Raw genomic sequence first — 14,509 nt, forward strand, 5'->3', positions numbered from 1 at the left:
CGGCCTGCTCTCGACGACCCGCCCGCTCCCCGCCCGGACCTGAACGAGGACCTTCGTGCGAATCAAGCTCACGCTGCACCGCCCCGACGCCTCCACGACCAACGTGGCCGTGACGGCCGACGCGACGGCCACCGTGCGCGACGTGGCCGAGGCGCTCTTCGCGGGCGACCCGACCCGCGCGGGCACGGCGGTCCCGGACCGGCTGACGCTCCAGGTGGGCTCGGCGCCGTCGGGCGGCGCAGCTGCTGCCCAGGGCCGGGTGCTGTCGCCCACGAGCGACCTCGTCGAGGCTGGCCTGCGCTCGGGCTCGACCGTGTCGATCGTGCGTGTGTCCGAGCAGTTCGACGCGCCCGGGCAGGACCGCGGGGCCGCGGTCGCGGTCCTGCGCGTGCTCGAGGGCCCCGACGCCGGCCGGGAGTTCCCCCTGCCGGTCGGGACGAGCTACCTCGGCCGCGACCGCGACATGGACATCCGCCTGAACGACCCGCAGGTGTCCAAGCGGCACGCGCGCATCACGGTCGGCGAGACGATCGAGATCACCGACACGAACTCGGCGAACGGCCTCGTCATGGGCGGGCAGCGCATGATGCGCTCGACCCTCACGTCGGCGGACACCGTGACGATCGGCAGCACCGTCGTGTCGGTCGTCGCGCTGCACCGTTCGACGAGCCTGGCACCGACGAGCCCGGTCGTGGAGTTCAACCGGTCCCCGCGCGTCGTCGCACGCTTCGGCGAGCGCAAGCTCAAGGCCCCGCGTCCGCCGCAGCCGCCCGAGCCGCCGCGCTTCCCGTACCTCGCGATGGTGGCCCCGCTCCTCATGGGCGTGATCCTGTACTCGGTCACGCAGAACCTGCTGTCGATCGTGTTCATCGGCCTGAGCCCGATCCTCATGCTCGGCAACTACTTCGACCAGAAGATGCAGGCCAAGCGCAAGCTCAAGGCCCAGCGCGAGCAGTTCGAGCAGTCGGTCGCCGCGCTGCACGTGACGATCGAGCGCACGCACGCGGTCGAGCGTGCAGTGCGGCTCACGGAGGCGCCGTCGGTCGGTGACACGGTCGCCTCGGTGCGGCGCCTGGGCGGGCTGCTCTGGACGCACCGTCCCGAGCACGAGGCGTTCCTCACCGTCCGGGTCGGGCTCGGCTCCGCGCCCGCGCGCACGCAGCTCGACCTGCCGGCCGAGAACAACACGCTGCCCGAGTTCTGGAACGAGCTCGAGAAGCTGCACGCCGAGTGCGCGACGATCACGGGCGTGCCCGTCGTCGCCCGCCTGCGGACGGACGGCGCGATGGGCATCGCGGGCGCGGGCGCAGCTGCGGACGCGGTCGCGCGCGGCGTCCTCGTCCAGCTCGCCGGGCTGCACTCGCCGTCCGAGCTCGTGCTGGCGGCCGTCACCTCGCAGCGCTCGCGCACCGACTGGGAGTGGCTCGAGTGGCTCCCGCACACCGGCTCGCCGCACAGCCCGCTCGGCGGCGACCACCTCGCCGACAACCCGGGCGCGGCACAGTCGCTCCTGTCCCAGCTCGAGGACCTCGTCGAGCTGCGGGGCGCGGACCTCGGTGCCCACGCCGAGCTGCGCGGGCCGGTCGACCCGCTCGAGCCGGGCGACACGCCCAAGCCGGTCCTGCCGACCGTGGTCGTGCTCGTCGAGGACGACGCACCGGTCGACCGCTCGCGCCTCACCCGGCTCGTCGAGCGCGGCGCGGACGCGGGCGTGCACGTCGTGTGGGTCGCGCCCTCCGTCGAGCAGCTCCCGGCGGCGTGCCGCACGTTCGTGCTCGTCGACGGCGCCGCGGACGCCACGGCCGGTCCGGGCGGCACCCCCGGCAGCGCCGCGGGCGCGACCACCGGCGAGGTGCGGGTCGGTCGGCTGACCTTCCCCGTGACGTGCGAGACCGTGGACCTGGCGACGGCGCACGAGGTCGCGCGCATCCTCGCGCCCGTCGTCGACGTCGGTGCACCGGTCGACGACGACTCCGACCTGCCGCGCTCCGTCTCCTACCTCGCGCTCTCGGGCACGGCGCTCGCGGAGGACCCCGCGACCATCGTCGACGCATGGCGCGAGAACGGCTCCCTCACGCCGCGCGACGGGTCGCCGCCCGTGCGCCGCCGGGTCCCCACGAACCTGCGCGGTCTCGTCGGGCACTCGGGCACCGAGCCCCTGTACCTCGACCTGCGCACGCAGGGCCCGCACGCGCTCGTCGGCGGGACGACGGGCGCGGGCAAGTCCGAGTTCCTCCAGTCGTGGGTGCTCGGCATGGCGGCGGCCCACAGCCCCGACCGCGTGACGTTCCTCTTCGTCGACTACAAGGGCGGCGCGGCGTTCGCGGACTGCGTGAACCTGCCCCACAGCGTGGGCCTCGTGACCGACCTCTCGCCGCACCTGGTGCGGCGCGCGCTGACGTCGCTCCGCGCCGAGCTGCGCTACCGCGAGCACCTGCTCAACCGGAAGAAGGCCAAGGACCTGGCGTCGCTCGAGCGCACTGGGGACCCGGACGCGCCTCCGAGCCTGCTCATCGTGGTCGACGAGTTCGCGGCGCTGGTCAACGAGGTCCCCGAGTTCGTCGACGGCGTCGTCGACGTCGCCCAGCGCGGGCGCTCCCTCGGTCTGCACCTCATCCTCGCGACGCAGCGACCGGCGGGCGTCATCAAGGACAACCTGCGCGCCAACACGAACCTGCGCGTCGCGCTGCGCATGGCCGACGAGGACGACTCGACGGACATCCTGGGCATCCCGATGGCCGCGCACTTCGACCCGTCGATCCCCGGACGCGGCGCGGTGAAGACCGGGCCGGGCCGCATCACGCCGTTCCAGACCGGGTACGCGGGCGGCTGGACCTCGTCGAAGCCCGAGCGTCCGCGCATCGACGTCCAGGAGATGGCGTTCGGCTCCGACATCCGCTGGGAGCTCCCGGAGCCGGAGGTCGAGGAGGTCGCCGACCCGGGGCCGAACGACATCTCGCGCGCTGTCGCGACGATCTCCCGCGCGGCGACGGAGGCGGCCGTCCCTGCGCCGCGCAAGCCGTGGCTGCCCGAGCTCGCGCCGACGTACGATCTCGCGCGCCTGCCCAACCCGCGCACCGACGCGATGCTCCTCCTCGGCGTCGAGGACGACCCGACGACGCAGACCCAGCCGACCGTGTTCTACGAGCCCGATCGCGACGGCAACATGGCGATCTACGGCACGGGCGGCTCCGGCAAGAGCGCGACCCTGCGCACCATCGCGGTGTCGGCGGCGATCACGGCGCGCGGCGGGCCCGTCCAGGTCTACGCGATCGACTGCGGCGCGAGCGGCCTGCGCATGCTCGAGGACCTGCCCCACGTGGGCGCCGTCATCTCGGGCGACGACGAGGAACGGGTCCAGCGTGTGCTGCGCACGCTGCGCGACCTCGTCGACGAGCGCTCCGCGCGCTACGCGTCGCTCCGGGCCGGCGACCTCAACGAGTACCGGCGTCTTGCGAACGCGCCCGACGAGCCGCGCATCCTCGTCCTGGTCGACGGCATCGGCGCGTTCCGCGACGCGTACGAGTTCCGCCCTGCGTACGCGTTCCCCGTGTGGGGCGCGTTCACGCAGATCGCGACGGACGGCCGCCAGGTGGGCGTGCACGTCGTCGTGACGGGCGACCGTGCCGCGTCCGTCCCGACCTCGCTCGGCTCGACGATCCAGAAGCGGCTCGTGCTGCGCCTGACGAACGAGGACGACTACCTGACGCTCGGCGTCCCGAAGGACGTGCTCACCCTCACGTCGCCCCCGGGCCGGGGCATCCTCGAGGAGAACGAGGTCCAGGTCGCCGTGCTCGGCGGCGACGCGAACGTCGCTCTGCAGTCGCGCGAGCTGGGCAGGCTCCGCGACGCGATGACCCGCCTCGGCATCCCGCAGGCGCCCGGGGTGGACCGGCTCCCGGACAGCTTCACGCTGGACGTGCTGCCCGAGCTCACGGGTGACCGGCCCACGATCGGCCTCGACGACCTGGACATCGCGCCCGTCGCGCTGCCGGCGCGCGGCACGTTCATGCTCTCCGGCCCTCCGGGGGGCGGACGCACGACGGCGCTGGTCACCATCGCCCAGACGGTGCGCCGCGCGCGCAAGGGTCGGGTCGTGTACCTCGCGCCCCGGCGGACGAGCATCTCGGCGCTCGACGTCTGGGACACCGCGGCCACGTCCCCGGAGGAGGCGGTCACGCTGATCGAGAGCCTCACCCAGGCGCTCGACGGCGGCTCGCTGCGGCCGGGCAGCCTCACGGTGCTCGTCGAGTCCGTCACGGAGTTCACCGGCACGCCCGCCGAGCAGCCGCTCGCGGCGTTCGTGCGCGCCGCCGTGCGGGCCGACCAGCTCGTCGTCGGCGAGGCGGAGTCCTCGACCTGGGGCCAGGCGTGGGCGCTCGCGCAGCCGTTCAAGGCAGGCCGCTCGGGGCTGCTGCTCACGCCGGGCGACCTCGACGGCGACACGCTCCTGGGCACCGGGCTCGGACGCCTCCGACGGGTGGACTTCCCGCCCGGCCGCGGCTTCCTCATCGTCTCCGGGCGGGCGCGCAAGATGCACGTCGCGCTGCCGCGGTAGCGGCTCGGCGGGGCGCCGAAGACCCCCGGCGCAGTCATGGGGAGGCCTCCCCATCGACGCGTGCAGGGACCGATGGTTGAGTAGGGCCATCGACAACGGACGACGTCCACGCAGGGTGGAGGTCGAGGACAGAAGGAGATGAACCATGGCTGGTATGTGGGGCGCTAACGTCGAGGACCTCCGCGGACTCGGGCAGACGCTGCAGCAGAAGGCGGACGAGATCCGGACGACCATGAACACGCTCAACACGCAGGTGCAGGGCGTCTCGTGGGAGGGCCCCGACGCCCAGCAGTTCAAGGGCAGCGACTGGCCGGCCGCGCAGACGCAGCTGACCAACGTCGCGCAGGTCCTCACGGACGCCGGCCAGAAGGCCACGCAGAACGCGCAGGCGCAGGAGCAGACCTCGAACAGCTGACCTGTTCCGGTCCACCGAGGGCGCAGGATCCCGCAAGGGGTCCTGCGCCCTCGGCGCGTCCGGGGCAGGCCGGTCTGCGAGACTGCTTCCCGCACCCCCGACGACGAACGCCGACGAGAGGCTCTCCCGCATGACCGAGCTGCGCTACCCGAGCGACGACTTCCCGGCCCCCGTCGGCGTGCGGCTGACGGCGCCCGAAGGGTGGGTCCCGCTCCCGCACGTCGGCCTCCCGCTGGCCCTCGGCCGCGAGGTCGCGGACGGGGAGTTCAACCCGAACGTCATCGTGGTCGTGTCGCGGATCCGCGCCGAGCAGTCGCTCGACGACGCGCACGCGGAGGTCCTGCGCAAGCTCAAGCCCCTGCCGAGGCTCAAGGAGCTCGGCAGCGGCGACCTGGACGTGGACGGGCTGCCCGGTCGCTGGGTCGAGGCCTCGTTCAAGGGCGGCGGGGGAGTCGTCCTCGTGCAGTCCGTTCGGACGGTCGTCGTACCGCGCGGTCCCGTCGCGGACCTCGTCCAGACGACGGGCACGTGCACGCTGGTGCAGCACCCGTGGGCGGGTGAGGAGATCCGCTCGGTGCAAGGGAGCCTGCGGCTCGACCGCTGAGCGCCGTTACATTCGCCCGCATCACAAGACGTGGTATCCACCAGGCGAGACCGCTGGCACCCTGGTTGTGGAGGAGCGGGCCTGACTGAGGCAACCCTCACTCCAGTCGTACAATCGAGAAGGTCTTCTGCGACCGGTGCCCACCGGTCCGACGACGCGGCCCCCACCGGCGGCCGCGCGGAGACACCCGTCCTCGACCGGAAGGCGCCCTGTCCTGTGAGCAGCATCCGTCCACTGCGCGTCGCGATCGTCGGCGCTGGTCCCGCCGGGATCTACGCCGCGGACATCCTGTCCAAGACCGACCTCGACGTGAGCATCGACCTGTTCGAGCGCCTGCCCGCGCCGTTCGGCCTCGTGCGCTACGGCGTCGCGCCCGACCACCCCCGCATCAAGCAGATCATCGTGGCGCTCCACAAGGTGCTGAGCCGCGGGGACATCCGCCTGCTCGCCAACGTGGACTACGGCGTCGACCTCAAGCTCGACGACCTGCGCCAGTACTACGACGCGGTGATCTTCTCCACGGGATCGATCCGGGACGCGGCGCTCCCGATCGAGGGGATCGACCTGCCCGGCTCGTACGGCGCGGCCGACTTCGTCTCCTGGTACGACGGCCACCCCGACGTCCCGCGCACGTGGCCCCTCGAGGCGCAGCAGGTCGCCGTCCTCGGCGCGGGCAACGTCGCGCTCGACGTGGCGCGCGTGCTCGCCAAGCACGCGGACGACCTCCTGCCGACCGAGGTCCCGCAGAACGTCTACGAGATCCTCAAGGCGTCGCCCGTCACGGACGTGCACGTCTTCGCGCGCCGCGGCCCCGCGCAGGCGAAGTTCTCGCCGCTCGAGCTGCGCGAGCTCGGTCACGTGCCGGACGTGGACGTCATCGTCTACCCCGAGGACTTCGAGTTCGACGAGGGCTCGATGGCGGCGATCAGCTCGTCCAACCAGACGAAGCAGGTCGTCAAGACCCTCACCGACTGGACGCTCAAGGACCCGGCAGAGAACACCGCGTCGCGGCGCCTGCACCTGCACTTCCTGCACGCCCCCGTGGCGGTGCTCGGCGACGGCAAGGTCGAGGGCCTGCGCACCGAGCGCACGCAGCTCAACGGCGACGGCACCGTCTCCGGCACGGGCGAGTTCCACGAGTGGCCCGTGCAGGCCGTGTACCGCGCCGTCGGGTACTTCGGCTCGCCGCTGTCCGAGATCCCCTTCGACGAGCTCAAGGGCGTCATCCCGAACCGCGAGGGCCGCGTCATCGACATCGACGGCGAGCACATCCCCGGCGTCTACGCGACCGGCTGGATCAAGCGCGGTCCGGTCGGCCTCATCGGGCACACCAAGTCGGACGCGTCCGAGACCATCCGTCACCTCGTCGAGGACGTCACGGGGGCGGGCGACGGCGGCGACGTGGCGACGGCGGACGTCGAGGCGGGCCGCGTCGCGCCGCTGGGCGACCCGGAAGCGATCGTGGAGTTCCTGAACGAGCGTGGCGTCGGCCACGTCGAGTGGTCCGGCTGGGAGCTCCTCGACGCCTACGAGCGCAGCCTCGGCGAGCCCCACGGGCGCGAGCGTGTCAAGGTCGTCCCGCGCGAGGAGATGATCCGCATCGCGCGCGGGGAGTCGCAGGTCGGCTGACCCGCACCGCGGGCAGCACCCGCCCACCGCCGACGGCGCCCCGCCCTCCCCGGGCCGGGCGCCGTCGTCGTCCCCTGGGAACGAGGCGGGTGGCTCGCGCGTTCAGCAGGAGGGCGTCGGCACGGTCGACGTCCGGCGGGCGGCCCGGCACCACGGTGGGCCGCCGCGATCGTGGAAGGAGCGCTCGTGGGACGTCGTCACCACTTCAACGGCCTCAAGACCGCCGCCCTGTTCGGGTTCATGTGGGCCATCGTGCTCGGCCTCTGGGTCCTCTTCGGAGCACGGGCCAACCTGCTCTGGGTCTTCGTCGGCATCGGCCTCGTGACGACCTTCTACGGCTACTGGAACTCCGACAAGATCGCGATCCGCGCGATGCACGCCCGGCCAGTGAGCGAGCTGGAGCAGCCCGCGATGTACCGCATCGTGCGCGAGCTCTCGACCGCCGCCCGGCGGCCGATGCCGCGCCTGTACGTCTCGCCCACCCAGGCGCCCAACGCGTTCGCGACCGGCCGCAACCCCAGGAACGCGGCGGTCTGCTGCACCGAGGGGATCCTGCGCCTGCTCGACGAGCGCGAGCTGCGCGGCGTCCTCGGCCACGAGCTCATGCACGTGTACAACCGCGACATCCTCACGTCGTCGGTCGCGGGCGCGCTCGCCGGCGTCATCACGTCCCTGGCGCAGTTCCTGCTGATCTTCGGCGGCGACCGCGACCGCGGCGGCAACCCGCTCGCGGCGATCGCGATGGTGATCCTCGCGCCGGTCGCCGCGATGCTCGTCCAGCTCGCGATCTCGCGCACGCGCGAGTACGACGCCGACGAGGACGGAGCGAGGCTCACGGGCGACCCGCTCGCGCTCGCGTCGGCGCTGCGCAAGCTGGAGTCCGGGACGCAGCGCGCGCCGCTCCCGCAGAACCGCGACCTGGTGGACGTGTCGCACCTCATGATCGCCAACCCGTTCCGGGGCGCGGGCGTCGCCAAGATGTTCGCCACCCACCCGCCGATGGCGGAGCGCATCAAGCGGCTCGAGTCGATGGCCGGCCACGGCCCGGGGTACGGCGGCATCACCTACCACTGAGCCCGGCCCCGCGTGTCGCCGGAGCGTGACGCACCGGTGTGACCGACGGACGTGACCCACCGGCGTGACCCACCGACGTGACGCAGGAGCGTGACGCGCGAGCGTGAGCCACCGGTCACGTGATCCGTCTCACGATGCGGACTCGTCGGCGTCCAGGCGACCTAGCGTGGAAGAGGGCCCGACCACGGGCCCGTCTCCGCGGTCGGAGCCGCGGGGACCCGCGGTGCTCCGACGGAGGTCTCCCCATGCAGTCGAGTCATCGACGTCTCGCGACGAACGTCCTGGTCATCGGAACCGGAGGCGCGGGCCTGCGCGCGTCCATCGAGCTGGCAGAACGGGGGGTCGACGTCCTCGCCGTGGGCAAGCGCCGCCGCCACGACGCGCACACCAGCCTCGCGGCGGGCGGCATCAACGCGGCGCTCGCGACGATGGACCCGCAGGACTCGTGGCAGCAGCACGCCGCCGACACCATCACCGAGTCCTACGAGCTCGCCGACCCGGAGGTCGTGCAGGTCGTCACCCAGAACGCCGCGCGGGGGATCGAGGACCTCGAGCGGTGGGGCATGCCGTTCGCGCGCGAGGCGGACGGGCGCATCAGCCAGCGGTTCTTCGGCGCGCACACCTACCGACGCACGGCGTTCGCCGGCGACTACACGGGCCTGGAGATCCAGCGCACCCTCGTGCGCCGCGCGACCGAGCTGCGCGTCCCGGTCCTCGACACGGTCTACGTGACGCGGCTGCTCGTCGCGGGCGGGCGAGTGTTCGGCGCGTACGGGTTCGACGTCACGGACGGCACGCGCGTGACGATCCACGCCGACGCCGTGGTGCTCGCCGCGGGCGGCCACACGCGGATCTGGCGGCGGACGTCGTCGCGCCGCGACGAGAACACCGGCGACTCGTGGCGCCTCGCGGTCGATGCGGGCGCGAGCCTGCGGGACGCCGAGCTCGTCCAGTTCCACCCGTCGGGCATCATCGAGCCCGACGACGCCGCCGGCACGCTCGTCTCGGAGGCGGCGCGCGGGGAGGGCGGCATCCTGCGCAACGCGCTCGGCGAGCGGTTCATGGAGAGGTACGACCCCGAGCGGCTCGAGCTCTCGACGCGCGACCGCGTCGCGCTCGCGAACTTCACGGAGATCGCCGAGGGCCGCGGCACGGCCAAGGGCGGCGTGTACCTCGACGTCTCCCACCTGCCGCGCGAGCAGGTGCTGGAACGGCTCCCGCGCGTCTACCGCATGATGCTCGACCTGCAGATGCTCGACATCACGACGACCCCCATGGAGGTCGCCCCGACCGCGCACTACTCGATGGGCGGGGTGCGGGTCGACGCCGCGGACCACGCGACCGACGTCGAGGGGCTCTACGTCATCGGCGAGGCGGCGAGCGGCCTGCACGGCGCGAACCGGCTGGGCGGCAACTCGCTCATCGAGCTGCTCGTCTACGGGCGCATCACCGGCGCGGCCGCCGCGGACTTCGCGATCGGGTCCGACGCCCCCCGCCGGGACCGCGACGCCGTCGCCGAGGCCGCGCACGAGGTGGACCTCGCGCTCGGGCTGGGGACCGCCGTCGGCTCGGAGCCGGTCGCCCAGGAGAACGCGCGCCGCCTGCAGCGCGCCGTGCGCGACGTCATGACCGAGCACGCGGGCGTCGTCCGGTCCGGCGACGGGCTCACGGAGGGGCTGCGGCGCCTGGGGGAGGTCGAGGGCCGCGCTCGGGCCGTCGTCGCGCACCCGGACATCGCCGGGTACGACGACCTCGCGCACGTGTTCGACCTCAAGGGGTCGCTGCTCGCGGCGCGCGCGACGCTCGACTCGGCGCTCGCGCGGCGCGAGACGCGCGGGTGCCACAACCGCTCCGACTTCCCCGCGACGGACCCGGCGCTGCGCGTCAACCTCGTCTGGTCGCCGGGCACGGGCGTCACCGCGGAGGATGTCCCGCCCGTGCCGAGCCAGATCGCGTCACTGATGCGTCGGGACGACTCCGTGGTGGGCAAGCTCGTCGAGTAGGGCGCGCGCGACGCCGTCGTCGTCGTTCGCCGCGGTGACGTCCGTCGCCGCGGCGAGCACGTCGGGGTGCGCGTTCGCGACCGCGAACGAGCGACCGGCCCAGCGCAGCATGGGCAGGTCGTTGGGCATGTCGCCGAACGCCCAGACGTCGTGCGCGTCGACCCCGAGCCTCGCGCACCAGCGCGCGAGCGCGGCGTCCTTGGTCACCGTAGGCGCCAGCAGCTCCGCGAGGCCGGCAGCCCCGGAGTACGCGAGGTGGGCGCGGTCGCCGACGACGTCGCGCACGCGCGCGAAGAACGCCTCCTGCGCCGACGTCTGGGCGTCCGCGACGACGACGGGCCGCGTCGCGGGGGCGTCCTCGACCGGAGTGCGTGCGTCGCGCGCGAGGATCTTGCCCACGGGCGCCCGCCCTGGGCCCAGCGTCGACTCGACCGGCGCGACGACGTCGGGCGAGCCCTCGGCCGCGGCGTCGCCCGCCGTGGAGCGGAACCCGTGGTCGAACGTCGGCCCGTCGACGCGCTCGAACGCGAGCGCGACGCCCGGGACCGCCGCGCGCAGGTCGGCGACCAGCGCGGCCGCCTCGTCCTCGGAGAAGCCGCAGACGTCGAGCGGGCTTGCGCTCGCGAGGTCCCACACCGCGGCACCGCCCAGGCAGATGACGTGGCCGTGCCCGCCGACGACGTCGGCGAGCACGTCGAGCCAGCGCGGCGGCCGGGCCGTGACGAAGACGACCTCGACGCCCGCCTCCTCGGCGGCCAGCAGAGCGGACCGCGTCCGCGACGAGACCGTGCCGTCCGAGCGCAGGAGCGTGCCGTCGAGATCCGTCGCGACGACGCGCGGGAGGGTCACCGGTAGTTGGTGAACTGCAGCGCGACGTCGAGGTCGGCGGCCTTGAGCAGCGCGATGACGGTCTGCAGGTCGTCGCGCGACTTGCTCGTCACGCGCACCTCGTCACCGGTGATCTGGGTCTTGACGGCCTTGGGCGCCTCGTCGCGGATGATCTTCGTGATCTTCTTCGCGTTCTCGCTGGACAGGCCCTCCTTGAGGGTCGCCGCGAGCCGGTACTCCTTGCCCGACGCCTTCGGCTCCTTGTCGCCCAGGTCGAGGGACTTGAGCGAGATGCCGCGCTTGACGAGCTTGGTCTCGAGCACGTCGAGGATCGCGAGGACGCGCTCCGGCGAGTTCGCGACCATGAGGATGCTCTCGCCGCTCCAGCCGATCGATGCGCCGATGTTGCGGAAGTCGTAGCGCTGCGCGACCTCCTTGGCGGCCTGGTTCAGCGCGTTGTCGACCTCCTGGCGGTCGACCTTGCTGACGATGTCGAACGAGGAGTCGGCCATGGGTGGTCCTCTCTCGGGCCGGGAACGGGTGCTGGGTCCACCGTAGTCGAGCGCGCTCAGCTGCGGGACGCGAGCCGCGTGGCGCGCGCCGTGCGCAGCCCGTCGGCGGACAGCACGACGAGCGCGACCCAGACGAGGCCGAAGCCCGCCCAGCGCGTCGCGGACATGTGCTCGTGGAACACGAGCAGCCCGAAGAGGAACTGCAGCGCCGGGCCGAGGTACTGCAGGAGCCCGACGACGCTCAGCGGCAGGCGGCGCGCGGCACCGCTGAACAGCAGCAGCGGCAGCGCGGTGACGATGCCCGCGGACGCCAGCAGCAACGCGTGGCCGGCTCCCTCGGTGCCGAACGTCCCCGCGCCCGTGGAGGCGAGCCACACGAGGTAGGCGAGCGCGAGCGGCGCGAGCACCGCGGTCTCGACGGCGAGGCCCGGCAGCGCCTCGACCGTGCGGCCCACGCGGTTCTTCACGAGCCCGTAGAGGCCGAACGAGGCCGCGAGCACGAGCGCGATCCACGGGAGCCCGCCGGCGCCCGTGCTGATGACCACGACGGCGGCGGCGCCGAGCCCGACCGCGACCCACTGCGCGGGCCGCAGCCGCTCGCGCAGCACGACGACCGCGAGGAGGACCGTGACGAGCGGGTTGATGAAGTAGCCCAGCGCGGCGTCGAGGACGTGACCCGAGAGCACGCCGTAGACGTACACCGTCCAGTTGGTGACGATGAGCACGGCTGCCACGGCCAGGACGCCGAGGGTCCGCGGGGTGCGCAGCGCCGTGCGGAAGCCGGCGAGCTGTCGCGTCGCCGCGAGCAGGACGAGGCAGAAGAGCAGGCTCCAGACCACGCGGTGCGCGATGATCTCGAGGGGCGCGGCCGGCTCGAGGAGCGGGAAGTAGAGGGGCATCGCGCCCCAGAGGAAGAACGCCCCCGTGCCGAGCAGGAGGCCCAGGCGGTCGTTCGGGGTGGCGGTCGCGCGCGCGGTCGGCGCGGGCGTCGGGGTGCCGGCGGGATCGGGCGTCCCGGTGCCGGAGGGGTGGTCCGGCGTGGGGGAGGGGTGGGTCACCGCACCACTGTACGGAGGGCCGGGGACACGCCGACCGGCGCCGACCGGCGCCGATTTCGCACCCGGCCCGGGTGGGCTGTATCGTTGGCTCGCCCGCGTGGCCCACCCCGCACGATGTGCAGGGTCGATCGCGCGTGACAACTCCACACGGCAGGTTGCCCGAGCGGCCAAAGGGATCTGACTGTAAATCAGACGGCTCAGCCTTCGGGGGTTCGAATCCCTCACCTGCCACCGGAGCGACGGGGCGTCATCCTGCAGGGTGGCGCCCCGTTGTCGCGCGGGATGTGCTCGAGCCGGACGGCGAGGGCGCTCCCGGCGGGTGTCGTTCCCGGTGTCGCGGACGCCAGGAACGGCGGAACGGTGCCGATTTCGTCGGCGGCCCGAGTCCGTGTAGAGTTTTCCGCGCTGCCCCGATAGCTCAGTCGGCAGAGCGTCTCCATGGTAAGGAGAAGGTCAAGGGTTCGATTCCCTTTCGGGGCTCTGTGATGACGCGGGGCTGTCTCGCTGGAATACTGGCGGGACGGCCTCGCGTTCAGTCACGCGGCGGGGTAGCTCAGATGGTTAGAGCGCACGACTCATAATCGTGAGGTCGCGGGTTCGATCCCCGCCTCCGCTACCACTTTCGACAACTTCGCACGGCGGCCGTCGTGCGACCTGCACAGCACATGCGCCCTCCGGAGGCGCGAGAGGTGGCTCACTACCGTGGCAAGCAAGAGCGCTGACGTTCGCCCCAAGATCACGCTGGCCTGCGTGGACTGCAAGGAGCGCAACTACATCACGAAGAAGAACCGTCGCAACGACCCGGACCGCCTGGAGCTCGCGAAGTTCTGCCCGCGCTGCGGCAAGCACACCGCGCACCGCGAGACCCGCTGACCCAGCGGTCCACCCACCGACGACCCGTGGCGATCAACGCCGGCTTCGCCGGCCGTGAGTACCCGGCGAACGCGCCGTACTCCGTCGGACGCGAGAAGCTGCGCGAGTTCGCCGCCGCCGTCGGTTCCACGCACCCCGTGCACCACGACCTCGTGGCGGCGCGGGGTGTCGGCTACCCGGACCTGGTCGCACCCCCGACGTTCGCGGTCGTCGTCGCGCAGCGCGCCGAGGCGCAGCTCATCGAGGACCCCGAGGCGGGCATCGACTTCTCGCGGGTGGTCCACGCCGACGAGCGCTTCACGCACCACCGGCCGATCGTCGCGGGCGACGAGCTCGTGACGGTGCTGCACGTGGACTCGATCGTCGAGCGCGCCGGGCTCGCGATGGTGACCACACGCTGCGAGATCGCCGCGGTCCTGCCCGACGGCGGGAGCGAGCCGGTCGCGACCGTCCGGTCGACCCTCGCGGTGCGCGGGGAGGACGCATGAGCGACGACGCCACCGTCCGCCCCGTGATCGCCGACCTGGCCGTCGGCGACGTGATCGGCACGCGCACCGTCGAGGTCGACCGCGCACGCCTCGTCCGGTACGCGGGCGCGAGCGGCGACTTCAACCCCATCCACTGGAACGACACGTTCGCGGCCGAGGTCGGCCTGCCCGGTGTCATCGCGCACGGAATGTTCACCATGGGTGCCGCCGTCGCGCTCGTCGAGGACTGGGCCGGGGGCCCCGGTGCCGTCGTCGACTACCAGACGCGCTTCACGCGCCCCGTGCCCGTGCCGAACCCGGGTGTCGCGACGCTGGACGTGACCGGGACGGTCGGGGCGATCGATCCCGAGGCCGGCACGGTGCGCATCGACCTCACGGTGACGTTCGAGGGCGCGCGCGTGCTCGGCAAGACCCAGGCGGTCGCGCGCCTCTGAGACACGTGCCGTCGCTCTGCGCGCGACGCGCTG

At 73.0% G+C, this 14,509-nt stretch carries 12 protein-coding genes and 3 tRNA genes; 12 read left to right on the plus strand and 3 right to left on the minus strand.

Annotation, left to right across the window (positions count from 1 at the left end; translation table 11 throughout):
• Positions 1-55: 55 nt before the first annotated feature.
• The 6 genes from ACMXGY_RS05490 (at position 56) to ACMXGY_RS05515 (ending at position 10,283) form a co-directional block, all read left to right on the plus strand.
• Positions 56-4,558 (plus strand): FtsK/SpoIIIE domain-containing protein, encoded by a 4,503-nt coding sequence (locus ACMXGY_RS05490; protein WP_483775872.1) that lies wholly within the window; start codon positions 56-58, stop codon positions 4,556-4,558.
• A 145-nt stretch (positions 4,559-4,703) separates the two neighbouring features.
• Complete coding sequence (locus ACMXGY_RS05495) at positions 4,704-4,973, plus strand: hypothetical protein (protein WP_483775873.1); 270 nt, start codon at positions 4,704-4,706, stop codon at positions 4,971-4,973.
• A gap of 130 nt (positions 4,974-5,103) precedes the next feature.
• Positions 5,104-5,577 (plus strand): LpqN/LpqT family lipoprotein, encoded by a 474-nt coding sequence (locus ACMXGY_RS05500; RefSeq protein ID WP_483775874.1) that lies wholly within the window; start codon positions 5,104-5,106, stop codon positions 5,575-5,577.
• 216 nt (positions 5,578-5,793) lie between these two features.
• Entirely contained in the window at positions 5,794-7,206 is a 1,413-nt protein-coding gene (locus tag ACMXGY_RS05505; RefSeq protein WP_483775875.1) for an FAD-dependent oxidoreductase, read from the plus strand.
• 186 nt (positions 7,207-7,392) lie between these two features.
• The gene (gene htpX / locus ACMXGY_RS05510) at positions 7,393-8,280 is read left to right on the plus strand and encodes a zinc metalloprotease HtpX (RefSeq protein ID WP_483775876.1); all 888 of its coding nucleotides are present in this window, start codon (positions 7,393-7,395) and stop codon (positions 8,278-8,280) included.
• A 245-nt stretch (positions 8,281-8,525) separates the two neighbouring features.
• Positions 8,526-10,283, plus strand: a complete 1,758-nt coding sequence (locus ACMXGY_RS05515; protein ID WP_483775877.1) for an L-aspartate oxidase — start codon at positions 8,526-8,528, stop codon at positions 10,281-10,283.
• On the opposite strand, the gene ACMXGY_RS05520 is transcribed toward ACMXGY_RS05515, so the two are convergent.
• The 3 genes from ACMXGY_RS05520 to rarD are packed head-to-tail and all read right to left on the minus strand — an operon-like array spanning position 10,236 to position 12,681.
• Positions 10,236-11,132, minus strand: coding sequence for an HAD family hydrolase (locus ACMXGY_RS05520; protein WP_483775878.1), 897 nt, complete (start codon positions 11,130-11,132; stop codon positions 10,236-10,238). The genes ACMXGY_RS05515 and ACMXGY_RS05520 overlap by 48 nt on opposite strands.
• Entirely contained in the window at positions 11,129-11,623 is a 495-nt protein-coding gene (locus ACMXGY_RS05525; RefSeq protein ID WP_483775879.1) for a YajQ family cyclic di-GMP-binding protein, read from the minus strand. Before ACMXGY_RS05525 ends, ACMXGY_RS05520 begins: the two co-directional genes overlap by 4 nt.
• Positions 11,624-11,679: 56 nt before the next feature.
• Positions 11,680-12,681: an EamA family transporter RarD gene (gene rarD, locus ACMXGY_RS05530; protein ID WP_483775880.1), complete on the minus strand. Its 1,002-nt coding sequence runs from the start codon at positions 12,679-12,681 to the stop codon at positions 11,680-11,682.
• A gap of 149 nt (positions 12,682-12,830) precedes the next feature.
• On the opposite strand from rarD, the gene ACMXGY_RS05535 reads away from it, so the two are divergent.
• The 6 genes from ACMXGY_RS05535 (at position 12,831) to ACMXGY_RS05560 (ending at position 14,476) form a co-directional block, all read left to right on the plus strand.
• Positions 12,831-12,912 (plus strand) — tRNA-Tyr (locus ACMXGY_RS05535).
• A gap of 176 nt (positions 12,913-13,088) precedes the next feature.
• Positions 13,089-13,161: transfer RNA gene (locus tag ACMXGY_RS05540), tRNA-Thr, on the plus strand.
• Between the two features lie 62 nt (positions 13,162-13,223).
• A tRNA-Met gene (locus ACMXGY_RS05545) sits at positions 13,224-13,300 on the plus strand.
• A gap of 83 nt (positions 13,301-13,383) precedes the next feature.
• The gene (gene rpmG, locus ACMXGY_RS05550; protein WP_021482899.1) at positions 13,384-13,554 is read left to right on the plus strand and encodes a 50S ribosomal protein L33; all 171 of its coding nucleotides are present in this window, start codon (positions 13,384-13,386) and stop codon (positions 13,552-13,554) included.
• Between the two features lie 26 nt (positions 13,555-13,580).
• A complete protein-coding gene (locus ACMXGY_RS05555) occupies positions 13,581-14,042 on the plus strand; it encodes an FAS1-like dehydratase domain-containing protein (RefSeq protein WP_483775881.1) in 462 nt (153 codons plus the stop codon).
• Positions 14,039-14,476, plus strand: a complete 438-nt coding sequence (locus ACMXGY_RS05560; protein WP_483775882.1) for a MaoC family dehydratase — start codon at positions 14,039-14,041, stop codon at positions 14,474-14,476. The genes ACMXGY_RS05555 and ACMXGY_RS05560 overlap by 4 nt, the downstream gene beginning before the upstream one ends.
• The last annotated feature ends 33 nt before the right edge of the window (positions 14,477-14,509 follow it).

This window comes from Cellulosimicrobium sp. G4 BAM 1002, assembly GCF_057126935.1.